Raw genomic sequence first — 23,206 nt, forward strand, 5'->3', positions numbered from 1 at the left:
TCAGGCTTCATTACCAGTCTGAGCAATCTAGAGGGCTAACCACTACGCCTGATTGGATGAAGCTTTATAGTCATTTGGGACAACCTAGCTTGAGGTAACACAGTCACGCAACCAATTGCGCCATTCAGTTAGCTCCCGATCAGTCAACAGCGCTTGATGGGATTTCTGATACCAATTTAAATTAGGCAGAGGGCAGATAAGCTAGGCTGAGAGGAGTTGTTTCGTCTGCTCTGCTGATGGCTGGCGTCACCTCAATTGACGTGAAGGAAAGTTTGGATGACCTCGTAGAACAGTTGCGCCAAGCAGCTACGCCAACCGCCAAAGAACGCTTGCAAGTGCTCTACTGGCTCAAGCAAGAGCAGGCACCGAGTATCAGCGCGATCGCCCAAGCGGTGGGGAAACATCGCAACACGGTGCAAACCTGGTTATCGATGGATCGAGAAGGGGGAGTCGAAGCGATGCTGGACGTGAAGAAATCGCCGGGAGGGGTGCAGGTGATTCCGCGATGGGCAGAAGAGGCCCTAGCCAAGCGCCTAGAAGAACCTAATCATGGAGGATTTCAAAGCTACGGAGCGCTGCAGCAGTGGTTGGCTCAGACGCTGGGGATAGAGGCTCAATATCACGCGGTCTATCAGATGACGCGCTATCGACTCCAAGCCAAACTGAAAGTGGCCCGTCCTCAAAATTGCCGACAAGACCCTCAGCAGCGAGAGGCGTTTAAGCAAACCTTACAGACGACCTCAACCTGCTGAGTCAGCACGCCACTCCAGTGCGCCAAGACAACCGCCCGATTCGCTACTTTGCTCAGGATGAGAGCCGCTTTGGACTGCACACGCTGATCGGACACTTGATTACAGCTTGTGGAGTCAAGCCCATTGGACAGTGGCAGTGGTTGTTCAAAGCCTTCTGGCTCTATGGAGCAGTCGAACCAGCAACGGGAGAAGCCTTTTTTCTGCAATTTTCCCCTGTCGATACCGAGTGCTATCAGCGCTTCTTGGATGAGTTCTCTCAGGCTTATCCAGATAGTCTCAATATTGTTCAGGTCGATAACAGACGGTTCTACAAGGGTCAGGGTCTAGTGGTGCCAGAGAATATCATTCTGTTGTTTCGACCGCCTTACTGTCCCGAGTTAAATCCAACGGAGCGATTGTGGGAACATCTCAAGACAGATCTCAAATGGGCCTCGTTCAAGACCTTGGCTCAACTACAAACCAAAGTCGATCAGCTGCTAGCTGAGTTAACGCCTGAAGTGATTGCTTCTATCACAGGTTATCCCTTTATCTTGGATGCTCTATCTGCCTTGAACGCTGTTTAAATTGGTATCACAACTCGGTTTAGAATCCTTCGATGCGGCCTCGTCTCTGTTCAAGCAGTCTCAGGCCAACCGCTTGTTTGTGTGCCGAGGAGCCAAGTGGCAAGCGTTAACAGCTCAAGCTCTACGCGATCGCCTCAATCAAGGACTAGTTTGGGGAATCAGAAATGAAGAAGAAGTCTTGCAAAGTGTATTTCTTCAAAGCCACTTGGAAAGCTCTAATGAGGCACTGTGGGCGGGCTGTGTTGAAGGCAGAGCAGACAGCTTATCGATGCTATTGAGCGAGATGCGTCAATTAGCCCAACAGCAAGGCTATGAAGTGGTGAGTGGCTTTTTTCCGAATCGTCAACCAATCTTTAAGGCACTTGAAGAATCTGGCTATCAATCGCCTCCAGGAGAGGAGTTTTGGATTTACGAGAAACTATTGCGACAAAACGGAGCCAGATGAGTCAATCATGAGTCATCAATTTAACTGTTGTATCGTCTAGTTATTTTCAAAACGCTAATCCCCTAATCTATGAAAGCTTTGGTTTCAATTTTAGAAATCGTTTCAGAAGTTACAATCACGTTGTCACAATTCAGCTTTTCGTGAAAGTAATTGATTTGCCTCAGGGTCATCAACGCTATCTCTGTCCTGCTTGCCATCAAACTTTTTCCGAATCCTCGATAGTCTCTACTACCGTCGTCATATCAGTGCTGAACAAATTCGCCAAGTGCTGCAAGCCCACAGTGAAGGGAGTAGTTTGCGGGGTATCAGTCGCACGACTGGGCTGGCCTACAATACCGTCGTCAGCCTTGTTCGCGCTGCCAGTCAAAAAGCACAATTAGTACATAACGCCGAAGTTCAAGCAGTACAAACAAAGGAGGTGTGTGCCGATGAAATGTGGTCATTCGTTTCAAAAAACAGAAGCAATGTTCCCCTAAGAACGGGAGCAGGGAGATTGCTGGATTGGGCTAAGTCTTGCCCGTTGTAGTGGTTTAATTCTCGCTGCCCGTGTGGGCAAACACACTGATGTGTTCATTGAGCAGTTAGGGGTCAGCCCCGAAGGAAAAACAGCGTGCAAGCAGTTGAATCCGGATGACTAGGGAGGGTACGAACGAGTGTTACCTGGTGAGATTCAGCACCATATTGGCAAAGACACAACCCAGCGATTAGAGCGCCCCAATGGAACGATACGGCAACAAACGGGAAGATGGCTAAGCCTGCGGCACGCTACGCGAACGACGACAGAATAAGTTTGGCAAGGTGTGGGAACAAACGAGAGTGACAACTCGCCTAGTGGTGAGCTACTTCAACGGGATCTGGCAACATAGCCGATTCAAAACCACAGCAACACAGCGGGCAGGATTACCCACGCGATCGTGGAGCTGGCACGATATTTCCTCCTATCCCACAATGATTTAATGCACTACCGAGAATTGCAACTTTTCCCTCGTTTGGTTGCCCAATCCGAAACGCATAAACGTCGTACCAACGGTGTAAAGCTGCGGCACGATTCTCAAAGCGATTGGATTCACCCGTGAGCGCAATGTTGCCATAGATTTCAAACCAATGCTCTTCATGATCAGGCGCTAACTCACGCATTCGCTTGCCTTGTGCATCAATCAGTCCCGTTTGTTGCTCAAAGGCAGGATTGATTTCTAAGAAGCGGTAATCAATCGGCTTACTGTTTTCATCGAACAGCACCTCAATCACACAAAAGCCTTGATCAATTGACTCAAATAGCGTTCGATAACGGGTTTCAGATTGACGCAAAGCAACTTCTGTTTGTTTGCGATCAGTAATGTCATAGGATACGACCAGCACTGCTTCTACTTCACTGCGATCGTCGTATAAAGGAACGCCATGCGAGATATAGTGGCGATCGTGGCTATTATGCTCCCAGCTAAAGGGTTCACCGCACAACGCCTGACGGTAATGAAGCTCGTAAATTGCTGCGAGACTGGGATCGAGTGCCTCCCAGATAGTTTTGCCCACCAAATCTTGAGATGTAAAGCTTGTTGCCTCTAGTGCTTTGCCCTCTGCCAGTTGATAGCGCAACTCACGATCTACAATGAAGGCAACCCCATTTGGCAAGTTGGCAGCAACGGTACGGAGACGAGCTTCACTCTGATGCAATGCTGTCTGAGCATCAATCTCATTCTGAATATCCGTGCAGGTTCCGACCCACTTCGTGATTTGTCCAGCCTCATCTTTGATCGGAGTACCGCGAACCAACTGCCAGCGCCATTCACTTGTGTGGAAACGGAAGCGATGTTTAATCTCTAACGATTCACCTGTTTGCAGACTGTATCTCCAATCGCGCAGTGTGTTTGACAAATCCTCTGGGTGAACAACATTCTGCCAGTGCCAGTCATAAAGCTGCTCTGGCGGTAAACCGATGTAGTCTGCCCATTGCTGGCTCAGGTAGTCTACGGTGCCATCGGGTGTTGTTGTCCAAATGAGTTGGGGAATTGTAGCGGTCAATGTGCGGAACCGCTCCTCACTTTCCCGCAGAGCCATTTCTGCCTGCTTGCGCTTAGTAATATCAACAGCAGTCCCGTAAATGATCTGTTCGGCTGGGTAAGGCTTAGCATTCCAGAGCAACCAGCGGTAAGAGCCGTCTTTGTGCTGATAGCGATTTTCAAATGCAAAGATTTCGTTGCCAGAAAATAAGCTGGCAGTTTCCAGTTCGGAGGTGGGAATGTCATCCGGGTGGACAAGCTCAAGCCAGGGTCGAGAGATCATTTCGGCAGATGTCCAGCCCAGTAGTCGTTCAAAGGTGGGGCTGACCCAATGGAAATATCCATCGTTGCCCGTAATCACTTGCAAATCTGAACCAACTACCAGAAATCGGCGGAACTGTTCTTCAGATGCTTGTAAGGCGGCTTCTGTTTGCTGGCGATCTTCTTCGGCACGCTTGCGTTCGTTTTCAACGCGCTGGTGCTCTGTAATATCACGCGAGATGCACAACAACTGTTCAATGTGCCCCTCTGCTCCTCGCATGGGGCTGACCTTGCTATCCCACCACTTCGGTTCACCGCTGGTTGTTGGACGGTATCCCTGAAAGGTATACACTTCCCCTACCTTGGCTTTGGCGATCGCCTCAATCGAGACCCGCTAATCAGCTCCTTGCCAGAAATCCGCCCAAGCGGTATTGAGGAAAGGCGTTAGATCCTGGATACCCAACAACGCTTGCCCACTCCGGTTCATGAACAGAATTCGCCCGTCTAAATCCAACACCTGGATGCAGTCATCGCTACTATCGAGGATTTGCAGCGCTAAATCGGGCAGTTGGGGTGAACAACTTGCGACCTCTGTTGTTGATTGAGCATTCGTTTCGGTCATGCGTTGAGGACTGTTTTGAGACGAATTCTTGCCTGAAGAACTAGAGGAATGCAGATTGGGAGAATTAAGCCTCCACTCTTACTTTGAAAAGTATTGAACCAGCAGATCTTTACCTGTCTCGCCCATTTGATGCAGCAAGTACTCAATCTGTTTCAATGCAACAGGTAAGGGTTTGGTGCGCCCATTTTCCCAGCGATTCACACTTTGAAAAGAAACTCCCAGTTTTTCAGCAAACTTGGCTTGCGAGAGTTTAAGCCGCTATCGGGTTTCTCTCACCAACGCTGCCAGATCTAACTGTTCGATTCCTTCAGCGTTGCGCTTTGTGCTGATTGCAGGCATAGAGCGTGACCATACTAAATTGCGTACATTAGTTATACCGTCTGGTATAGTCTTGTCCTATGCATCGGAAGAGATAGAAACATGAAGAAACTAAGCATCCTTCCGTTGAGCCTTAAACAAATGCATGGCATTGAGTGTGACGAACAAGGAAGATCCCATATAGCAATCCTTTTTGATTCTTGAATGGGGTGCAGGGGTAAAGGGAGCTTTTCGGAAACCTATTTTTCAACTTTTTCTGGGTTGAGAAGATCGACGATCGCAGCAATTAATGCCGCTGACTCGATCGGTTTAGCAATGTGTTGCTGAAATCCTGCCGCGATCGCCTGTTGCTGATTGATCTCTCCAGCATAAGCAGTCAGGGCGATCGCGGGAATTTGACCGCCGGGTGGAGATAGCTGTCTCACCTGCTGCATTAGCATATAGCCATCCATGTCAGGCATACCAATATCGCTCAACAAAACATCTAGCTGGAACTGAGCGAATGCGGCGATCGCTTCTGCGGCTGAAGCGGCAGTCACAACCTCTGCCCCTTCCTGTTCTAAGACAAAGGCGACATACTCGCGCATATCAACCGTATCGTCTACCACTAACACCTTGATTCCCTGGAGACCTGAAGAAGGTTTGGACTCGCGACCCGTCTGAGGAAGCCTTGATTGTGGCGGCATCAGCGGGAACTTCACCAAAAAGGTAGCTCCCTGCCCTTCACCCGGGCTGGCTGCATGAACAGTGCCACCGTGTAGCTAACGATTTGACGGACGATCGCTAAGCCTAAGCCCAAGCCCCCAAATTGTCGAGTGGTGGTACTGTCAGCTTGCTGGAAGTACTCAAACACATGGGGCAAGAAGTGAGGAGCAATCCCTTTCCCGGTGTCGCTAACCGTAATCTGAGCCTGTGCCTCAACCTGCTCTAAGCGAATTTCGATACGTCCTCGTTGGGGAGTGAACTTAACAGCGTTAGATAACAGGTTCCAGATGACTTGCTGCAATCGACCAGAATCCCCTAAGATTTGCCCAACCTCTGGTTCCAGTACTGTCTGAATTTGAATCAACTTTGTAGATGCTGCTACCCGTACGGTTTCCAATGCAGCAGTAATGATTGTTGCTAGATTGACGGGAGTGGCATTGAGGCTAAGTTTGCCTTGCAGAATTCGAGACACATCGAGTAAATCATCAATCAGTTGCACTTGCAGTTTGGCGTTGCGCTCGATCGTCGCCAGGGCATCGGCGGTTCGCGCTTGATCAAACTTGCGGTCTTGCAACAGCTTTGACCAACCTAAGATGGGGTTGAGCGGCGATCGCAACTCATGCGATAGCACGGCTAAAAACTCATCTTTGAGGCGATTCACTCGTTCGGCTTCTTCTCGTGCCGCTCGTTCTCGTTTCAGAAGCTGCTCTCGCTCTGCTTCAATCTGTCTTTGGATGGTTTTGTCCTGCAAGATTTTGATCAATCCCTGTGCGACACCCGTTTCATCCTGTAACGGCATCACCAAGCCACTACCCCAGAAGCGGCTACCATCTTGCCGCACATGCCAACGTTCATTTTCTGCCTGCCCTTGCGTCAGAGCAGTTTGTCTTTCCCGCTCAGCAGCTCCCCGTGCAGCGTCTTCTGGCGTGAAAATGATGCGACCGTCTCGACCGAGAATGCCTGCTTCTGCATATCCCAGCAAGCGTTTGGCACCCGCGTTCCAACTGGTGACAATGCCATTGAAATCGAGGGTAAAAATGGCATATTCTTTCGCACTTTCAATCATTAACCGCAAGCGCGCTTCACTTTGGCGTAAGGCGATTTCAGTTTGTTTGCGATCGCTGATATCAATGATAAATTCCACGCCCTCTGTTTCATTGATCCGTTCTGCTGTAAACAAGCCCCACCAGCGTGAGCCATCCTTGCGGATGTATTCTTTTTCGTAGGGAGTTGTGTGCCCGGTAGATTCAAACTCCCGGATGGCACACAGAGAAGCGGGCATCCACTCTGGTGGTGTCATTACATCCCACCGCACCCGCCCTTGCTCAACATCTTCCTGGTTGTAGCCGATCATTTGTAAGAAAGTGGCGTTGGCATCGGTAATGCTGCCATCGGCTTTGAAGAAAATGACCCCAACCATTTCGATCGCTAACGCTCGTCGCAGCCGTTCTTCCGATTCGCGCAGAGCAAGATTGGAGCGATCGCGCTCAAGGGCGATGCTGGCGATTTGAGTGTCAAACTCAGCCGAGGTAAACCGCCCATCGCGATCGAAGGCATAAAACCCATCCCGGATGCTCGACAAAATGGTTTCAACTTGCTGCTTGGCGGCGACTGCCTCCTGCTGAAACTGCGATCGCTGCTGCTGCATCTGCACAAACTCGGTCACATCCTCTGATCGGTTAAGGATGTGCGTCAATTCTCCAGTTTCATCAAAGACGGGCGAGTTTACCACCTTCCAGTAGCGTTCTTCAGACCTACCCCCTTCAGATTCGGGGCGACGAATGTCATACTTCAGCACGTCCATTGTATGCGGCTGGCGATTCTGCACCACGCTCTCTAGGGATGCTCGTAAATTTTGGGCAGCCTTAGCATTTAGATGGTTGAAATTCTCTGGAAAGACATCAAACACATTCCGACCGATAACCGCTTCTCGTTTTGTGTTGGTTGCCTGAAAGTGAGCATCACTGCCCTCGACGATCACAAAATCGAGGGCTAATACGAGGTACAGATCTGGCACCGCTGCAAACAACCGTTGAAAATCCAGCATCAGTCTCCCCTCTTCACCCCCGCAAACAAATTCTCAGAAGCAGATTCACCACCTTCGCCCATCACGCACTCTATTCTTCCTGTGAGAAATACTGCGTTAGAACCTGCTGGCTACCCGATCGCAGCAAGTTTATAGAGATAGCATACATAAGAGATGTTATAATTCACCATCTCTTACATCCATAAAAGTTGCATTCCCTCGTTGGAAGTAGATATTGCGTTGCGATCGCCCTCCCTGCTTATGCTATAGCTTAAATTCTGACCAACCTGAGCATAATCACTTCTACTGGCTGAAACAGAGCGATTAACCGCACTACGACGATATGGCATTCTTGATACACCACCTGAACCTGCCTTCCAGCGCATCACCCTTCCAAATCTCTTGGTTGCTTCTTTATAGGATTCACTAGACTAGAGGAATAGCTTTATCTTGCCACTGAAAAGAGTGGAAACTGATGTAACGACTGCAAGATAGAACCAGTTAATAGGCGACATCACTAGGCATGATTTATGAGTGACGATCAAGTTAAGCTGCATTTTCAAGTGATTCGGCAGCGAATTGCAGCGTTGCAACGGGAAGATGTAGAAGCTTGGCAGGAAATTGATGCTGCACTTGAAGATCTGCACGTGATTTATGAGCAGATGCAGACAGATTTGGAGGCGATCGGGCTTATTCAGGACGATTTGCTCCACTATCACAGTTTGTTTCAGTCCGCTCCGATCGCTTATTTGGTCACCGATGCCAATGGTGTCATTCTGGAAGCGAATAGGGCGATCGCTCAACTCCTCAACGTGCCCGAACGTTATCTGGTCGGGCAACCTCTGGTTTTGTATGTGGCAGAAGGCGATTACCCCTCCGGGGAACTGCGAAGCAACCGCTTAGCCTTTCGGACTCAATTGAGCCAGCTTTCCCAACATCATGGGACACAAGTTTGGCAGATGAATGTACGCCCACGAAACGGGCAACCGTTTGCTTCTGAGTGGCATGTTGCGCCCGCTCGTAATCTGGATGGGCTAATTGAAAGCCTGCGGATTGGGGTGTACAACTTGAGCCAATCTCAGCAGGTGGTTTCGCCTACAGAGTTGCCCAAAGCGATCGCTCCCCTGGCTGGGCAACAACCCCTGAAAGCCACCTCAACAGAAGGAAGAACTCCCCTGTCACAATTACCTCAAGCTCTAGATGGCTTACGGGTGCTGGTGGTCGATGACGAAGCAGATATCCGCGAATTTATCACCACTGTTTTGGAATCCTATGGCATTGGTGTCAGGGCAGTTGCCAGCGCAGCGGCAGCGTTAGAGGAGCTAGAGCAATTTCATCCTGATGTGTTGATGAGTGATATTCGGATGCCTAATGGAGATGGCTACAGCCTGATTCGGCAAATTCGTGCTTTGGAAGCTGGGCAGGGGGGGCATATTCCTGCCGTCGCGATCACCGCTTATCTGGATGAGGATCGAGAGAAGGCGCTGAAGGCTGGCTATGAGGCGCGTTTACACAAATTAGCTCATCCCACCGAATGGATTGAGATGGTGGCTCAATTGGCTGGGTATTGAGGAAAGTGCTGAGTTTTCAGGGCTGAGTAAAGGGTTGAACTACAATTCAAAATTCAACCCCACTGGCAGCAATTCTCGGTTGGGCACGCTTATTACAAACCCGATCGTTTGACCCAGAGACAACAGCACGGGCGCTGGAAACGCTCGAACGCAATGCCACGAGTGAAGCAAAATTAGTAAAGGGCTTGCTGGATGTTTCCAGCATTCTCTTAATGAATTCTGCTGATCCTCTAGGAGAAGAGGGATAAGTGCTATGCAACGACAAACATCTGAAATCGTCACCTTAAACGATATTTTGATTACCGAAGAGCTATCCCAACGCCCTTCCCGTTCTCCTAACTGGCAGGCAGAAAATCGGGCAATGCGAACTCTGGCTCAAGAGATGACACATAATTCAGCAAGCTTGCAGCAAACCCTGGTCGAAATCGCGCTAGAGCTATGTCAGGCAGGAACGGCAGGGGTGAGCTTGCTAGAAACGACAGCGACAGGGGAAGAAGTCTTTCGCTGGACTGCATTAGCCGGAACCTTGGCGAAATCGGTCGGTGACACTACCCCCCGCGACTTTAGCCCCTGTGGGGTCTGTTTAGACCGGGGAACTCCTCAGCTTTTTGGGTATCCCGAACGCTATTTCACCTACCTCCAGGACGCGAACACACCGTTTAGCGCAGAGCGCAACTCCGAAGGAATTGTGGAAGGGCTAGTGTTGCCTTTGATTGCTGATGGTCATGCCCTCGGTACGATCTGGATTGTGTCGCACGATGAGCAGCGGCATTTTGACTTAGAAGATGTGCGGGTGATGAGCAGTCTGGCTGACTTTGCAGCTACCGCCCTCCTGCTAAACCAGCGGCAGGCTCAAGGATCGCGGTTGGCGAACAGCAACCTAACCCCACTGGAAGATCGGTATCGGTTGGCGCTAGAAGCAGCGGAATTGGCGGCGTGGGATTGGAATATTATCACCAACCGCGTGGTCTGGAACGATCAGCACTATCACTTGTTAGGGCTAGAACCCGACCATCGAGAGCAGTCGGCTGAAATGTTTATACAGTACGTTTATCCCGCCGATCGCCAGCAGATGAGCGAACGACTGGAACAAGCGATCGCCACCAACGGCACTTACCAGGCAGACTTTCGCATTGTGCGGGCTGACACGGGAGAAATTCGCTGGATGAGCGGCTACGGGCGGGTGATGGAAACCCACCACGGCAAGGCGACTCGTATGTCGGGGGTGATGAGCGACTCGACTGAGCGGCAACAAGCCGAAACGAATTTGCACGAATCGGAAGAAAAATATCGATCGCTGTTCAACTCTATTGATGAAGGCTATTTGCTCATTGATGTGATTTTTGATGAAGCCGATCAGCCCGTTGACCTCTTATATGTGGAGGCAAATCAAGCGGCGATCGCAATGGTTGGGCAAGATTTCACCGGACGGCGGCTCAGCAAAATTAACCCAGAATATGAACCCTTTTGGTATGAAATTTTTGGTCGTGTTGCCCGTACAGGTGAAAGCGAACGATTGGAACGATATGCCCAGCCAGATCAAAAATGGTATGACTTCTACGTGGTTAAAGTCGGTGATGACCGCGATCGCCGTGTTGCAGTCGTCTTCCAAGACATTACCGATCGCAAGCAGAACGAGGAAGCCCTGCGCGAAAGCAAAGCTCAAATTGCGGCTGACCTGGCGGGGATACGCCGACTTTACGAGCTACAGTCGAAGCTGGCAAACCAAAACGATGTCAGGGCGGCACTCCAGGACGTGCTCGCAGTAGCCTGTGAGTTTACCAGCACTGATCGGGGCTGCGTGCAGCTTCTTAGCTCAGACGGTAAGCGGCTGGAGATGGCTGTCTGGCAGGGGTATGCGGATGACGGCCCCTTTATCTCCTTCTTTCGCTACGAAGGTCTGGAAACGGGGTGTGAGGTGGCGCGCGTCCATCGGCAACGCCTGATTATCGAAGACACGGTGGGTTTCCCAGGTTTGGAAGGCACCGATGCTGGCGCTGCCTCCCACGCCGACGGAATTCGCGCCGCGCAGTCCACCCCGATGGCAAGTCGATCGGGAGAGACCATCGGCGTGATCAGCACTCAGTTCCGTCAGCCGCATCGTCCCAGCGACCACGAGCTGCGGCTGATGGACATGCTTGCTTGGACTGCCGGGGAATTTCTTGAGCGTCACCGGGCGGATGCGGCGCTGCGTCAATCGGAGGAAAAATATCGATCGCTGTTCGAGTCAATTAATGATGGCTTTTGTCTGATCGAAATGATTTTTGACGAGAACGAGCAGCCTGTTGACTATCGCTTTTTGGAAATCAGTCCATCTTTTGAGCAACAGACGGGGATGGCAAACGCGCTGGGTAAACGGATGCGCGAACTCGCTCCAGACCACGAAGAATTTTGGTTTGAAACTTACGGCAACGTTGCTTTGACAGGTCAAGCTGTGTGCTTTGAGAGCCGTGCTGAACAGTTGCACCGTTGGTTTGACATTTATGCCTTTCCTGTTGGCGAACCCGAAAACCAACAGGTTGCCATTGTTTTCAACGACATTACCGATCGCAAACAAGCAGAAGCCGATCAAATTCAACGGATTCAAGAACAAGCTGCCTACGAAGAAGAACGCCAACGCGCGGAGACATTGGCAGAACTCGATCGCGCCAAAACCATCTTCTTCAGCAACGTTTCTCACGAGTTCCGCACTCCGCTAACCTTGATGCTGGCTCCCCTACAAGATGCGTTGAACGAGGGGCTACGCCCGACCGAAGGTCAACGCACCCACCCCCTCAACTCTGTTAATCGAGAACGGATAGAACTAGCGCACCGCAATGCTCTACGCCTGCTGAAACTGGTCAATACCCTGCTCGACTTCTCCCGCATCGAAGCTGGACGGATGGAAGCCGTTTATGAACCAACAGATTTATCTCAATTTACGACTGAATTAGCGAGTGTGTTTCGATCGGCGATCGAGCAGGCAGGTCTGCGGCTGATTGTCGATTGCTCACCGTTACCGGAAGCGGTGTATGTCGATCGCGAGATGTGGGAAAAAATTATCCTCAACCTACTCTCCAACGCCTTTAAGTTCACCTTTGAGGGGGAAATTACCCTATCCATACGAGCAGAATCTGATGTTGTTCTAGAAGTGTGGGATACGGGCGTTGGGATTGCACCCGATGAACTGCCTCATCTGTTTGAGCGGTTTTATCAGGTGCGGGGCACACAAGCCCGAACCCATGAAGGATCAGGAATTGGTCTAGCCCTGGTGAATGAACTCGTTCGACTACATGGCGGCACAATTGAAGTGAGTAGCACTCTAGGACAGGGAACCTGCTTTGCGATCGCCCTACCCTTTGGCACAGACCACTTACCCAGCGATCGCCTTCGACCTGAAGGCGATCGTATTCAGCCTACCCGTACTCTAGCATCAACCGCGATCGATGCAGCCCTCTATGTCGAAACGGTAGAGCGGTGGCTCCCTGGGAAGGATGAAAGCGGAAGGATGAGGGATGAAACAGAAGCCGCACTTCATCCTACTGCTCCGCAGAAACAAGCTATATCTCTCATCCCTCATTCCTCATCCCACCCTTCGGGAACGCCAAAGGCGTACATCCCTCATCCTTCAAAATCCCGCGTTCTCCTGGTGGATGATAACGCCGACATGCGAGAGTATTTGACACGCATTCTGAACGAACATGTTCAGGTAGAAGCAGTGGCAAATGGAGAAGCCGCACTGACAGCCGCTCAAGCGCACGTCCCTGATTTGATCTTGAGCGATGTGATGATGCCAGGGCTAGATGGCTTTGGCTTGCTTCAGGCATTACGGGCAGACCCCCGCACCAGAGAAGTCCCCATCATCTTGCTCTCGGCTCGGGCTGGAGAAGAAGCGATCGTGGAAGGACTGGAAGCAGGAGCAGACGACTACCTGATCAAACCCTTCTCAGCCCAAGAACTGGTGTCTCGCGTCAATGCCCATCTTCAGATGGCGCAACTGCGAGGGGAAGCGCTGCATCAGGCTAGAACCACCATCCGCAGAAGAGATGAACTGCTGTCAACGGTTTCCCATGAACTGAACACACCTCTAGTCTCGATTTTGGGTTGGACGCGCTTGCTGCGAACCAGTCCCTCCAGTCCATTGATGTTGACCAAAGCCCTAGACACCATTGAGCGCAACGCAACGCTGCAAGCCAAACTGGTGCAAGACTTGCTGGATATTTCTCGGATCACCACAGGCAAGCTGCGTTTGCATCTTCAACCCGTCGAACTAGCAACTGTGATCGAGACAGCGATCGCCACTGTTTATCATCTTGCTGAAGCCAAAGGGATTGACTTGGTGTGGTGGGGCATCACTGATCCAGTCAAAGATCCAGTCAAAATGGCTGAGGTGATGGTGATGGGTGACAGCGATCGCCTCCAGCAAGTCATCTGCAATCTCCTGACCAACGCGATTAAGTTCACGCCAGAAAGTGGACAGGTAGACGTTCAACTGATTACTCATGCAACTTCGCAGCCCGCAGATTACGCCGAAATTCGGGTCACCGATACAGGCATTGGGATTGCGGCTGATTTTCTACCGCATGTCTTCGATCGCTTCCGTCAAGCCAGAGATTCGGATTCAGAGAATGGGTTGGGATTGGGGCTGGCGATCGCCCACCATTTAGCCGAACTCCACAACGGTACAATCCATGCCGAAAGTGCAGGAGAAGGAAAGGGCACAACCCTGATTGTCCGCTTGCCACTTCTAACATCGATGACCCATGAGCCATCATCCATGCCCTAATCCCCAACTTCTAAGGAGATTTCCAGAAAATACCAACTCGCGGTGCGTTACGCTTCGCTAACAGCACTCTACAACAGGTATATTGTTTCATAGAAATCTTCCAGGCACTCCGCACTCAAAAACACGGGCTTTGATACAGGGGGATAGTTCTCGTCGCCACTGGTAGCCATTCGTTGTGAACTCAAAATACCGCGATCGCCTGCACGAGACGAGTGAGACAATCTACGACATCTCCTTGCCTCTGGATTGCGTTCTTTCGATTACGCTTACCATGAGTGATGGCACAACTGCTGAAACAGAAATAGTCGAGAGGCGTAAAATGATTGGTTCCTCTTCTATTTTCGCTAATCCTTGTTGGGTTCCCCCAACCGTTAGATGCGCCCAGTTGTGGTTAATGTTATGGCTAATACAGATGAAATGTGGAGCGGTTATGTTGCAAAAAATTTTCTTGAAGCTACACCCAAAATTGTAATTTTTATACTACAACTCTGTAGATAGTGCTTCTCAAATTTTTTGCAACACAACAGTTTCCTTACTTCGATTGTCAGCTCACAAGCAGCTACATTCCTGGGATACCACCACCGCCGGTGAATCGTGTGAGTAAATCTGGTAAGTTGATGCCGAACTTCTGTAGTAGTTGTTGATGCTGCTGATTATCGGTGTCTACCTGCTGGGGTAGCTCCTGCTCAGCTTGTCCAGAGTGGTCTTGATTCCCCGACTGCCCCTGAGAGCGAATCATACTTATAATCTGCTGCTTGTCAATTTGCATTATTATTCTCCTGTGGATGTTCCTTTCCCTAGTTGTTACTGGGAAAGTGTAAATGTTGCTAAGCGTGGATAAATCGGTACCCTACCTTTGCCATTTACTTTTAATCCGCCTTATCACGCTTAAGCGTCAATCATTAGATAGATTCCAACAAGACAGGCTAACTATAGCAATCCTAAATGGATTGGAAACAGGGGGTGGGGGCGCAGCCCCCACGCAAGGGTTTTACCCCTGCACCCCATTCAAGAATCAAAAAGGATTGCTATATCACATCCCAAGCATGGGCGGCAACCAGCCAAACCTCACCATCACACTCCTGTTTGGCCAAAGCATAAACGTCTGGATAAGGCTTTGTTTTTGCACGGCATCACAAAAGAGAATGCGATCGCAAAACGGTAGAACATTGGCTGGTGTTGTGCTGACCAAATTGCAATAGAACGAGATTCCTCAGTGTTAGGCAATGATCCAACCCAGATGTGGATTTTGAGAATGGGGGAGTGCCGTTAGGCGATTGTCAGGAAAACTATAGTTGAGCAACTTTCATTACCTACAAACATTACAAAAACTCCTTCAAAAGACTTAAGCGCGTCATTAGCCAACATGCCTCAAGAGTTGGAGGAAAAGAGAGGTTTAGCCCCTTAGTCTGGTGCCATAAGCGATCGCCCTGAAGGGGAATTGCTCCGCAATACAGCTATTTCTAATGACTTCATCTCAACTTTCATCAACAAATGGCGATCGCAAAATCCGATATGCAATTGTCGCACTGGGCTGGTTTGTTCAAGAAGCAGCTTTGCCAGCCTTTGCTCAAGCTGAAAATTCAGAATTAGTAGCACTGGTTTCGGATGATTCAGTCAAACTCAAGGAACTGAGTCAAAAATATGGCGTGCAGCACACCTATTCCTATGAAGAGTATGAGGATTGCTTAACCAGTGGTGAAGTTTAGAGTTCGGCACAGCAAGATAGAAACAGCAATGGAAGAACGTGAACGGCTTCAAGCGTTAATTGCGGAACAACACAGACTGCTAAATCACATCAAAGCCCTGCTACAGCGAATCAAAGAACTAGTGAGTTTTACTGAAAAGCCCCCTGAGCCACAGTCGATGTGTATGAGTTCGAGTTGCTGCCGTAACCTTGATGATACAAACTCACATCGTCCCTAAAGATGGCAGGGCTGTTTCATACAACGAAAGCGTTCCGAACCAGGCCCCCCTAGCCCCCCAAATTTGGGGGGAACAAGACTCAAAGTCCCCCAGAATAAAGCCCTATCGGGCATCCCAGAAAGGGGGATTTAGGGGGCAGTGCAGGGAGTTGAACCACATTTCAATTTTTCCTCTTGTAACATGAAACAACCCTGCCTAAAGATGGGAATCTTGCCAAAACCAAACAACTTTAAAGGATTTGATAACGGAGTTGAATTATGACTGAGAAGAAGCTGGCAATGGTGGATTAATGCAAAACATGGGTCAAGGTGCCTGCGATAAGGATTCTCTCAGACGATACAGCAAATTACATGACAGTATTCCGTATAAGCCTTAACACATCGCCTTTTCAGCCTTTAGACAGAACAGTGGCAAGCTAAGGTTCGATACCTTGACTGTGTATGCCGTTTTTGGATAAAAGTAATGACTTCAACTAGCGAATCCGTCAAAACAACTGAGTTTGAACAATCGATCACGGTTGCTGCACCTGCCGATCGCCTCTTTGATTTTCTGGCAGATGTGAAAAATGTGCCGCAGTATCTACCAACGGTGAAAAGTGCTCAACCCCAAGCAGGCGATCGCATTCGCACTCAAGGACAATCGGGAGAGCGTTCCTATGACGCGGATGGTCATTTTCGAGTAGACCAAGCAGCACATCGCCTTGAATGGGGTTCCGATGGTGAGAATGACTATGGTGGATGGATGAAAGTGGAAAGCAATGGAGATTCACAATCTCAGGTAACGGTGCATATTCACTTTTCGCCTAGACCTGAAATGGCACAAAAGATGGCAGAGCGATCACCAGGACACAGCTTTGAAGCTGCCATGCATGAGGGCATTACTAAAACCCTAGAATCTATCAAACGGATTTGTGAAGGGCAGGGTGGTAAAGAAGAGATCGAAGCCAACAAGTAATGTTTTCAGGCAATTTCTTTCTGCGAGTCAGGCATTAGTGCGATTCGAACTCATGCCTATTGCGATCGCTGCCATTGGATACAGCACTTACTATCTGTTCTTTGGCAACTTAGGAAAGTAATTAGAGTGCTTCTGGATCAAGCTCTGGCGGCAGACCCATTGGTTCTGGGTCAGGCTCATCAGCAACAGGTTCTGGATCAGGTTGGGGAGTAGGTTCTAGATCAGGCTCCGGAGCAGATTCTGGATAAGTCATTGGCTCTGGAGTTTGTTCTGGAGGAACCTGAATTTCAGTCGTAGTGATTTCTAAAGTAGATATCATGATGTGTGCGTGTGGTAGGGTCATACTGCTGAACTAAAGCAACCATGTAAGCCCTAGGGAATGTGGTGCTTGAGGGGTAGGCGGGCGATCGCGTTCCACAGCACGAAGCTACCGAGTTGCCGGGGGAAGTTGCTCTGGTTGGATTGTCAATGCCACAGTTCGTTCATTGCGTTGCAATGTGACGGGTAGCTTACCCCCGACTCCCGCTTCTTCGATGAGTTGCTGCATTTTATTCGCTTGGGTGACAGGTTGATCGTCAACCCTTTGAATCACATCGCCGACTCGCACTCCTGCTTTAGCCGCCGGGGAGTTGCGTTGAACCTGAACCACCAAAATTCCCTGGTCTGCCTCAACCTGCATGCCGCTATCGGGAGATGTATTGATAAACTGCTTCACTTGCGGGTTGAGCGCAGCCATCTGCACCCCGATATAGGGATGTTGAACCTCTCCGGTTGCAATGAGCTGTTGGGCAATGGTTTGGGCGGTGTTAATCGGAATGGCAAAGCCAAGTCCTTGCGCTCCCTGGAGAATGGCAGTGTTGATGCCAATCACATCTCCTGCCGCATTCAGGAGCGGTCCCCCTGAGTTACCTGGGTTAATTGCCGCATCCGTTTGAATGAAGCCAACCCGCTTATCTGGAATGCCGATCGCCGCACTAGACCGCTCAGTGCCGCTAATCACACCTACCGTTACAGTTTCCTGCAAACCAAGTGGATTACCAATAGCGATCGCCCACTGCCCTTGCTTCACTGCATCGGAATCCCCAATTGTGACAGTCGGCAAGTCCTCAGCTTGTACTTGAATCACGGCTACGTCTGTGACTGGGTCTTTACCCAGTACTTGCCCATCCAAGATGCGACCGTCTTGAAACGATACGGTTACGGTATCGGCTTCATTCACCACATGGGCATTGGTGAGAAGCAGTCCATCCGAATCAATCACAAAGCCAGAACCAATGCCTCGCAACACAGGAGCATTCGATGGTACTGGCTGTCCTCCGCCCAAAAAGGGTCTTAGGGAACTCGGTACATCTCTTGTTCCTGCTAAAGTACGAGACACATTCACCTGAACCACTGCTGCTTCTGCTTTATTCACGGCTGTGGTAACAAAGTTATCCTCCGAGCTATTTTGCTGAAGTGGTAAAGCCTGAGCAGAACTGTTGTTCAAAAATCCAATACCAAGGCTAACACACCCAATCAACAGATAAGTTGCTAGTCTCTGTACCCAACGTTGATAAAGGGTTGCTCGCCGCTCAGTTTTACGAGTTGAGCAGGAAGAATTAAAGTCAAGATTGATAAGGTTGCGATCGCTGTACATATTTTCTAATTCTGTTCTAAGTGATTTCTGTTATGGGTTATTGTGGATGACTAATTGCTGATCAATTAATTCTCAGTGCGCTGGATTCTTGGTGTGTGGCTTCTTACCAAGTTCATGCCAGTTCTGCTCTTCAATATGAACCCCATAATGCTCAGCCGCTTTTTGGATATTGGCAAAGGCTAAATTTCGGTCTTCGTCAGATACATCGTGGACTTGATCGAAACGAGCCAGGGCGTTCTGAACATGGGAGGCGTCAGTTAATGGTTCTTTTCGCTGTTTGGGAAACGCAAATACATTATCTGGTAATTCTTTGCGGTCTTTGGTACTCAGTTTGCCATGTTCAGTATGGGGTTTCCATGTAGGTTTAGCTGTCATGAATTTGATTCTCCTGTCGCGATCGTGCCAAATTGCTCAGTAAGCTTAGTAAGCTGACCAATAGCTATCTTGATTCCAATTCTTCTGCTTACACAGATTCGTTCAACTCATTTAGTTCATCCAATAGTTCTTCCGCTTCTGTGTCGCCTGCATCTGCTTGACGCAACAAGTAGTTGAGAACTTTATTAACCAATCCATTGGGAATATCCATAGCTGTCATTTTCTGAAATACGGCTCAATCAAACTAACCACTGGGGTTCTCGGTAAAAATCGTGATAGATTCGCCAAGACTTGGTTGCTAACACCACCAGGAACCCTATTAGATTCCTCCTTCTCTAAAGCTGCAAGGAAGTGTGAATCCTATACTGTTCTTGCAACTGCTGTGCAAGTTGTTGCAATTTAGTTTCAGAACGAGCCACTAGAACCAAATTGGTTTTACGAGCAGCGAGTTCCTGAGCAAAGACAGTACCGATACCAGCAGACGCTCCGGTGATGAGAGCTGTTGTCATACGGATTCTAAAAAACAGAGCATTTACACGTTACGAAGCTTAAGCTGGCTTTTCCTCAGCCCAAATAGTGAATCAGCGATCGCTCTAACGGTTCTACAGCACGTATAAGTCGTTGGGCGATCGCTAACCTCAATTCACTGGATATGGGTAGAACCACACTCAGGACATTGCATCAAGAGTAACCTCAATTCATACTTCTATTCTGCAATGCCCTTTTATTCATCGTTGACTTTACCTGTCATCGCTTTAATCTGCGATCGCTTGGTTCTACTCTCCAGCCGCCTTCTTTGCGAACTCCGGGTTGGCTTGCTAACCTTACGAGGTTTTGGCACCGCGATCGCACTTTTGATCAATGCTTACAGCCGTTGTGATGCCTCTTCCTGGTTCTCCTCTTGGCTGCGGTGCTCCTGCGCTTTGATGATAACGACCCCTTCTTTGGTAATCCGTTGGTCATGCAACTGCAATAGCCGCTTTTCGGGTGCAGTCTGCTCTTTATTTCTGACCAAAATTTCTCCTAGAGCCGCCGGACGAAACAGACCAGACTCCACGCAACCTACTTTTTGGGCCGAGAACTTGGTGCAGAGGTCATTCCAGGCTATGAAGATCGTCTCTGGCGGCAGGGATTGCACAAACTGTTGGGAGCCAATGGTGCCAGGGGTGAACCAGGTAATCCGCACTGCTTCACCGCGATCGACTAAGCGATCAAGGGTGGCAGTTTGCTGAGAAGTTAAGGCACCTTGCTTCGCTAGCGCCACAGGCGATCGCATCCCTTTTTTCAGCACATAGACAATGGTTCCAGGATTGTTGGCCCGCAGAGGAGTAGAAATGGCACAGCCGTTTTCAAAGGGGATGGGCAAAGTCTGAATTGGGCTTTCAGGAAAGTTCGTGACGGTTTGGCACTGAGCAGTTTGTGGAGATGCTGACTGCTTCAACTTGGGTGCCTCTAAGCCAATGGCTACAGAGCTAGCGGTTAGTAGGCCAACGATAAGCGCGATCGCGGGAAGTTTTACCATTTTGATTATTCTCCTCAAGCCGAGAGCATCACGTTTCTCTAACCTAAGCAACCTTAAAGCTGTGGTTAGAGCGGTTACCGATTTCGAAACTAGGTTGTCTGTTTACTAACGCCTCTGATAGAGGTGGGTTTATCGCTCAAACATTACGATGCCCTTAAACTGACGGATGGTAAGCGTCACGATGGCACGAAGCATTGCCTATACCTGGGGGTCAACACTCGAAGAGAGGGGCATGCCGTTCCCGTGCGATCGCTACATCGGCAATAGTGATGACGCTTATTTCCGAGCCATTGATGTGGATGCACCCGCAGAAGTTCTATTCCGGTGGTTGTGTCAACTGAAGCTCGGGTCTTATAGCTATGACTGGCTGGATCGCTTGGAACGGATGTTGTTTGATGTGCGGGAGTTGATCCCCGATCGCCCTAGCCCCAAACAGCTGTTACCTGGAGTGGAAAACTTAGCGCTGGGTCAAAGTGTGATGGGAGTTTTTAGGCTGGTTGAGTTTGACCTGAATCGACATTTGACGATCGTCCTGGCGGATCAGCGGGCGATCGCAATTTTTGGGGAGATTGCTGCGAGTTATGTGGTGGTGCCGAGAGCTGCAAACACCTGTCGGCTGATTCTCAAGGGACATGTACGCTATCCCAGAAACCTGTTAGGAGCGGGGATGCGGACGGTTTTACCTTGGGGAGATTTGGTGATGATGCGCCAACAGTTTTTGCGGCTGAAGCATCTAGCAGAGAGCCAAGTGAACGGTCATCCTGAGGAAAAGAGGCCAGTCGTGATATGAAGTGGTATAAAAGCGGTCTTCAAATTCTGCTGGCGATCGGGATGATTGTGGCTGGGGTGAAGCATTTCACCGATCCAGAGCCGTTTGAAAGAATTGTGCCAGATTTTTTGCCGTTCCATTGGTCGCTGGTATTCGGCAGCGGATTTCTGGAGGTGTTGGCTGGAGTGGGTTTACTGATTCCTCGATTCAGGCGGGCTGCGGCTTGGACTCTGGTAGTGCGGTGCTCAGCGATCGCTGAGGTCTAGGAATACCAACGTTGCCAAATGCAAATATGATCCAGTGGTTTCTCGGTGGGATGGCAACCTAACTTTAAAGCTTTAGTAAAGTCTAAGCAAAAACACTATGAATCTCTGAGTAAATGGGTGAGGATAGCCCCGGGCACGCTGCTAGTTTATGAATAGGAGTGGTGTTTCCCAAACTGGGGTGGACGCTCCTTGTCATGCGGTGTCTCTCTGCTGTTTATACGCTTAGAGCCATGATCAAAGCTATTCAGATGCAGTCCTCGATTGCAGTGATCGGATCGGCTTGTCTTGGGTTGGGGATGGGACTTCCCGCGGTTGCGTTTAGTCCTGAGCCAGTATTCAATCGCGTCGATCGCTTCAACGCTACGATTCCCAGTGCTACAGGTGTAGATGAAGCTGACATCTACTATCCTGTTTCATCACCCAATGCTCCTATTGATTCGCTGCCTGTTGTTCTACTCCTGCAAGGCGCGCTAGTTGATAAAGCAGATTACACAAACTTTGCGAGTCACGTAGCTCAATATGGCTTTGCAGTGATTGTGCCAAATCATATCAGAACTGCGATCGATCCAGTGACGGGACAAGCTTTCACCGGATTTTTTCCAGAGCAGCAACAGGTCAACGATGTCCTGGCCTATGCCACTGCCGCCAACACAAATTCAGCTTCTCCACTCGCCAACCTGCTGAACCCTAACAAATTCGGGTTGATTGGGCATTCTCTCGGCGGAGCCGTTGGGCTGAGTGCCATTCAGGATATCTGTTTTCCTTTTCTTTGCACGGGTACGTTCTCACGACCACAAGAACTGATGGCAGGGGTTTTTTACGGCTCAACCTTTAGAGATCCTCGCTTTGGCGACATGATTCCCCCAATTGAGAATGACGGGATTCCTGTGGCTTTAATCGCTGGCGATCGCGATGGGGTTGTAGGCAATTTTGCTGCGGTTGAAGAGACTTATGAGCAGATTCAAGATCCGCCCAAAGTATTGATCACTGTACAAGGTGCCAATCACTATGGGATTACCAACCAAGACAGCCTGCGTGACCCAGTTCGACCGACGTTAGACCAGGACGTTGCTACAGAAACGATCGCTCGTTGGAGTGGGCTGATCTTACGAGCCTCTCTGCTCAATGACGTTGAGGCGCTGGATTATGTCTATAACCGAGGAGACGTGCTAGATGAAAACGTCAGTGTCACCAGTGAGGTAGCAACTGTTTCAGAGCCCGCCTCGTTTGTCGGCATCTTAGCCTTTGGGTTGCTCGGAACTGCTTGGAAGCTGAAGCGTGGTAAATAACAGCATCAGCTCAAGTGTGCTCAGCAAAGCCAGTTCCGGCAAGCTCTCCGCAGCTCTAGAGCAGAAATTTCTCCAGTTAGTCTTGCCGCCCTAGAAAAAAATAGCGGCAGTTGATGTCTCAACAGAAAGCTCCTGGTATCAGTGCCAAAGGCTTCTCATAGGTGCCAGTTAAGGGCGACGGGAAATTTCTCAGTGTGCCAGTTGAGGCCTGAGAGTCAGCGATCGCCGTCCTCATCTGCAAGTGATTGTTGATCTGACGACCCTGGAGAAACGAGGTAAGTTCAAAGCTTTTGAGCACTTAGTCTCTGTCTTTCACGGCAAACGGGGAGTGCATCTGGTGGTGCTGTATCTGGTGGTTGGACCTTGGCGCATCCCCTGGAGCTTTCGAGTCTACCGAGGCAAGGGCAGTGCTTCCCCGGCTCACTTGGGTTTGCAATTGGTGCG

24 protein-coding genes and 1 pseudogene are annotated in these 23,206 nt (G+C 49.7%); 13 read left to right on the top strand and 12 right to left on the bottom strand.

Annotated elements, in window-relative coordinates:
- The first annotated feature begins 236 nt into the window (after positions 1-236).
- The 4 genes from KME12_23295 (at position 237) to KME12_23310 (ending at position 2,286) form a co-directional block, all read left to right on the top strand.
- Positions 237-752, top strand: coding sequence for a helix-turn-helix domain-containing protein (locus KME12_23295; protein MBW4490710.1), 516 nt, complete (start codon positions 237-239; stop codon positions 750-752).
- Between the two features lie 17 nt (positions 753-769).
- Positions 770-1,315, top strand: coding sequence for an IS630 family transposase (locus KME12_23300; protein ID MBW4490711.1), 546 nt, complete (start codon positions 770-772; stop codon positions 1,313-1,315).
- A gap of 1 nt (position 1,316) precedes the next feature.
- Entirely contained in the window at positions 1,317-1,760 is a 444-nt protein-coding gene (locus KME12_23305) for a hypothetical protein (protein ID MBW4490712.1), read from the top strand.
- A gap of 190 nt (positions 1,761-1,950) precedes the next feature.
- On the top strand, positions 1,951-2,286 hold the full coding sequence (locus KME12_23310) for a hypothetical protein (protein ID MBW4490713.1): 336 nt from the start codon (positions 1,951-1,953) through the stop codon (positions 2,284-2,286).
- 374 nt (positions 2,287-2,660) lie between these two features.
- On the opposite strand, the gene KME12_23315 is transcribed toward KME12_23310, so the two are convergent.
- From KME12_23315 to KME12_23335, 5 genes and pseudogenes are all read right to left on the bottom strand, one after another.
- A complete protein-coding gene (locus KME12_23315; GenBank protein MBW4490714.1) occupies positions 2,661-4,370 on the bottom strand; it encodes a PAS domain S-box protein in 1,710 nt (569 codons plus the stop codon).
- A gap of 42 nt (positions 4,371-4,412) precedes the next feature.
- Positions 4,413-4,640, bottom strand: a complete 228-nt coding sequence (locus tag KME12_23320) for a PAS domain-containing protein (protein ID MBW4490715.1) — start codon at positions 4,638-4,640, stop codon at positions 4,413-4,415.
- Positions 4,641-4,718: 78 nt separating this feature from the next.
- Positions 4,719-4,979 (bottom strand): annotated as a pseudogene (locus KME12_23325) (helix-turn-helix transcriptional regulator).
- A 218-nt stretch (positions 4,980-5,197) separates the two neighbouring features.
- Positions 5,198-5,644 (bottom strand): response regulator, encoded by a 447-nt coding sequence (locus KME12_23330; protein ID MBW4490716.1) that lies wholly within the window; start codon positions 5,642-5,644, stop codon positions 5,198-5,200.
- Positions 5,645-5,655: 11 nt separating this feature from the next.
- The gene (locus KME12_23335) at positions 5,656-7,710 is read right to left on the bottom strand and encodes a PAS domain S-box protein (protein ID MBW4490717.1); all 2,055 of its coding nucleotides are present in this window, start codon (positions 7,708-7,710) and stop codon (positions 5,656-5,658) included.
- 509 nt (positions 7,711-8,219) lie between these two features.
- Between KME12_23335 and KME12_23340 the strand changes: the two genes are divergently transcribed.
- Genes KME12_23340 through KME12_23350 form a run of 3 tightly spaced genes read left to right on the top strand, consistent with a single transcriptional unit; the run spans position 8,220 to position 14,025 of the window.
- On the top strand, positions 8,220-9,260 hold the full coding sequence (locus tag KME12_23340) for a response regulator (protein MBW4490718.1): 1,041 nt from the start codon (positions 8,220-8,222) through the stop codon (positions 9,258-9,260).
- Positions 9,261-9,304: 44 nt separating this feature from the next.
- A complete protein-coding gene (locus KME12_23345) occupies positions 9,305-9,508 on the top strand; it encodes a hypothetical protein (GenBank protein MBW4490719.1) in 204 nt (67 codons plus the stop codon).
- Between the two features lie 5 nt (positions 9,509-9,513).
- Complete coding sequence (locus KME12_23350; GenBank protein MBW4490720.1) at positions 9,514-14,025, top strand: response regulator; 4,512 nt, start codon at positions 9,514-9,516, stop codon at positions 14,023-14,025.
- A gap of 68 nt (positions 14,026-14,093) precedes the next feature.
- Here KME12_23350 and KME12_23355 read toward each other — a convergent pair whose 3' ends face one another.
- Together KME12_23355 and KME12_23360 are read right to left on the bottom strand one after the other, a co-directional pair.
- Positions 14,094-14,246, bottom strand: a complete 153-nt coding sequence (locus tag KME12_23355) for a hypothetical protein (GenBank protein MBW4490721.1) — start codon at positions 14,244-14,246, stop codon at positions 14,094-14,096.
- A gap of 338 nt (positions 14,247-14,584) precedes the next feature.
- Positions 14,585-14,794, bottom strand: coding sequence for a hypothetical protein (locus KME12_23360; GenBank protein ID MBW4490722.1), 210 nt, complete (start codon positions 14,792-14,794; stop codon positions 14,585-14,587).
- Positions 14,795-15,491: 697 nt separating this feature from the next.
- On the opposite strand from KME12_23360, the gene KME12_23365 reads away from it, so the two are divergent.
- Complete coding sequence (locus tag KME12_23365; protein MBW4490723.1) at positions 15,492-15,734, top strand: hypothetical protein; 243 nt, start codon at positions 15,492-15,494, stop codon at positions 15,732-15,734.
- A gap of 679 nt (positions 15,735-16,413) precedes the next feature.
- Positions 16,414-16,905 carry an SRPBCC family protein gene (locus KME12_23370; protein MBW4490724.1) on the top strand — a complete coding sequence of 164 codons (492 nt, stop codon included), beginning with the start codon at positions 16,414-16,416 and terminating at the stop codon, positions 16,903-16,905.
- Between the two features lie 121 nt (positions 16,906-17,026).
- Here KME12_23370 and KME12_23375 read toward each other — a convergent pair whose 3' ends face one another.
- The 5 genes from KME12_23375 to KME12_23395 all read right to left on the bottom strand — a co-directional run bounded on the left by KME12_23375 (position 17,027) and on the right by KME12_23395 (position 20,438).
- The gene (locus KME12_23375) at positions 17,027-17,224 is read right to left on the bottom strand and encodes a hypothetical protein (GenBank protein ID MBW4490725.1); all 198 of its coding nucleotides are present in this window, start codon (positions 17,222-17,224) and stop codon (positions 17,027-17,029) included.
- Between the two features lie 108 nt (positions 17,225-17,332).
- Positions 17,333-18,541, bottom strand: coding sequence for a trypsin-like peptidase domain-containing protein (locus KME12_23380; protein ID MBW4490726.1), 1,209 nt, complete (start codon positions 18,539-18,541; stop codon positions 17,333-17,335).
- A 72-nt stretch (positions 18,542-18,613) separates the two neighbouring features.
- The gene (locus tag KME12_23385; protein ID MBW4490727.1) at positions 18,614-18,916 is read right to left on the bottom strand and encodes a hypothetical protein; all 303 of its coding nucleotides are present in this window, start codon (positions 18,914-18,916) and stop codon (positions 18,614-18,616) included.
- 335 nt (positions 18,917-19,251) lie between these two features.
- Positions 19,252-19,425, bottom strand: coding sequence for an SDR family NAD(P)-dependent oxidoreductase (locus tag KME12_23390; protein ID MBW4490728.1), 174 nt, complete (start codon positions 19,423-19,425; stop codon positions 19,252-19,254).
- A 356-nt stretch (positions 19,426-19,781) separates the two neighbouring features.
- Positions 19,782-20,438, bottom strand: a complete 657-nt coding sequence (locus KME12_23395; protein MBW4490729.1) for a hypothetical protein — start codon at positions 20,436-20,438, stop codon at positions 19,782-19,784.
- A gap of 181 nt (positions 20,439-20,619) precedes the next feature.
- Here KME12_23395 and KME12_23400 point away from each other — a divergent pair, with 181 nt between their 5' ends.
- The 4 genes from KME12_23400 to KME12_23415 all read left to right on the top strand — a co-directional run.
- Positions 20,620-21,228, top strand: a complete 609-nt coding sequence (locus KME12_23400; protein ID MBW4490730.1) for a hypothetical protein — start codon at positions 20,620-20,622, stop codon at positions 21,226-21,228.
- A complete protein-coding gene (locus KME12_23405) occupies positions 21,225-21,473 on the top strand; it encodes a DoxX family membrane protein (GenBank protein ID MBW4490731.1) in 249 nt (82 codons plus the stop codon). The genes KME12_23400 and KME12_23405 overlap by 4 nt, the downstream gene beginning before the upstream one ends.
- 230 nt (positions 21,474-21,703) lie before the next feature.
- Positions 21,704-22,762, top strand: a complete 1,059-nt coding sequence (locus KME12_23410; protein ID MBW4490732.1) for a chlorophyllase — start codon at positions 21,704-21,706, stop codon at positions 22,760-22,762.
- Positions 22,763-23,003: 241 nt separating this feature from the next.
- Positions 23,004-23,206, top strand: a 203-nt coding sequence (locus KME12_23415; GenBank protein ID MBW4490733.1) for an IS701 family transposase, incomplete at its 3' end; no start/stop codon positions are given.

The organism is Trichocoleus desertorum ATA4-8-CV12 (assembly GCA_019358975.1).
GTDB lineage: Bacteria > Cyanobacteriota > Cyanobacteriia > FACHB-46 > FACHB-46 > Trichocoleus > Trichocoleus desertorum_A.

Bases quoted from the DNA above. Each gene is read 5' to 3' on its own strand.
- KME12_23295 (MBW4490710.1), top strand. From the start codon at position 237: ATGGCTGGCGTCACCTCAATTGACGTGAAGGAAAGTTTGGATGACCTC.
- KME12_23320 (MBW4490715.1), bottom strand. From the start codon at position 4,640: ATGACCGAAACGAATGCTCAATCAACAACAGAGGTCGCAAGTTGTTCA.
- KME12_23330 (MBW4490716.1), bottom strand. From the start codon at position 5,644: ATGCCGCCACAATCAAGGCTTCCTCAGACGGGTCGCGAGTCCAAACCT.
- KME12_23335 (MBW4490717.1), bottom strand. From the start codon at position 7,710: ATGCTGGATTTTCAACGGTTGTTTGCAGCGGTGCCAGATCTGTACCTC.
- KME12_23340 (MBW4490718.1), top strand. From the start codon at position 8,220: ATGAGTGACGATCAAGTTAAGCTGCATTTTCAAGTGATTCGGCAGCGA.
- KME12_23350 (MBW4490720.1), top strand. From the start codon at position 9,514: ATGCAACGACAAACATCTGAAATCGTCACCTTAAACGATATTTTGATT.
- KME12_23360 (MBW4490722.1), bottom strand. From the start codon at position 14,794: ATGCAAATTGACAAGCAGCAGATTATAAGTATGATTCGCTCTCAGGGG.
- KME12_23365 (MBW4490723.1), top strand. From the start codon at position 15,492: ATGACTTCATCTCAACTTTCATCAACAAATGGCGATCGCAAAATCCGA.
- KME12_23370 (MBW4490724.1), top strand. From the start codon at position 16,414: ATGACTTCAACTAGCGAATCCGTCAAAACAACTGAGTTTGAACAATCG.
- KME12_23375 (MBW4490725.1), bottom strand. From the start codon at position 17,224: ATGATATCTACTTTAGAAATCACTACGACTGAAATTCAGGTTCCTCCA.
- KME12_23380 (MBW4490726.1), bottom strand. From the start codon at position 18,541: ATGTACAGCGATCGCAACCTTATCAATCTTGACTTTAATTCTTCCTGC.
- KME12_23385 (MBW4490727.1), bottom strand. From the start codon at position 18,916: ATGACAGCTAAACCTACATGGAAACCCCATACTGAACATGGCAAACTG.
- KME12_23390 (MBW4490728.1), bottom strand. From the start codon at position 19,425: ATGACAACAGCTCTCATCACCGGAGCGTCTGCTGGTATCGGTACTGTC.
- KME12_23395 (MBW4490729.1), bottom strand. From the start codon at position 20,438: ATGGTAAAACTTCCCGCGATCGCGCTTATCGTTGGCCTACTAACCGCT.
- KME12_23400 (MBW4490730.1), top strand. From the start codon at position 20,620: ATGGCACGAAGCATTGCCTATACCTGGGGGTCAACACTCGAAGAGAGG.
- KME12_23405 (MBW4490731.1), top strand. From the start codon at position 21,225: ATGAAGTGGTATAAAAGCGGTCTTCAAATTCTGCTGGCGATCGGGATG.
- KME12_23410 (MBW4490732.1), top strand. From the start codon at position 21,704: ATGATCAAAGCTATTCAGATGCAGTCCTCGATTGCAGTGATCGGATCG.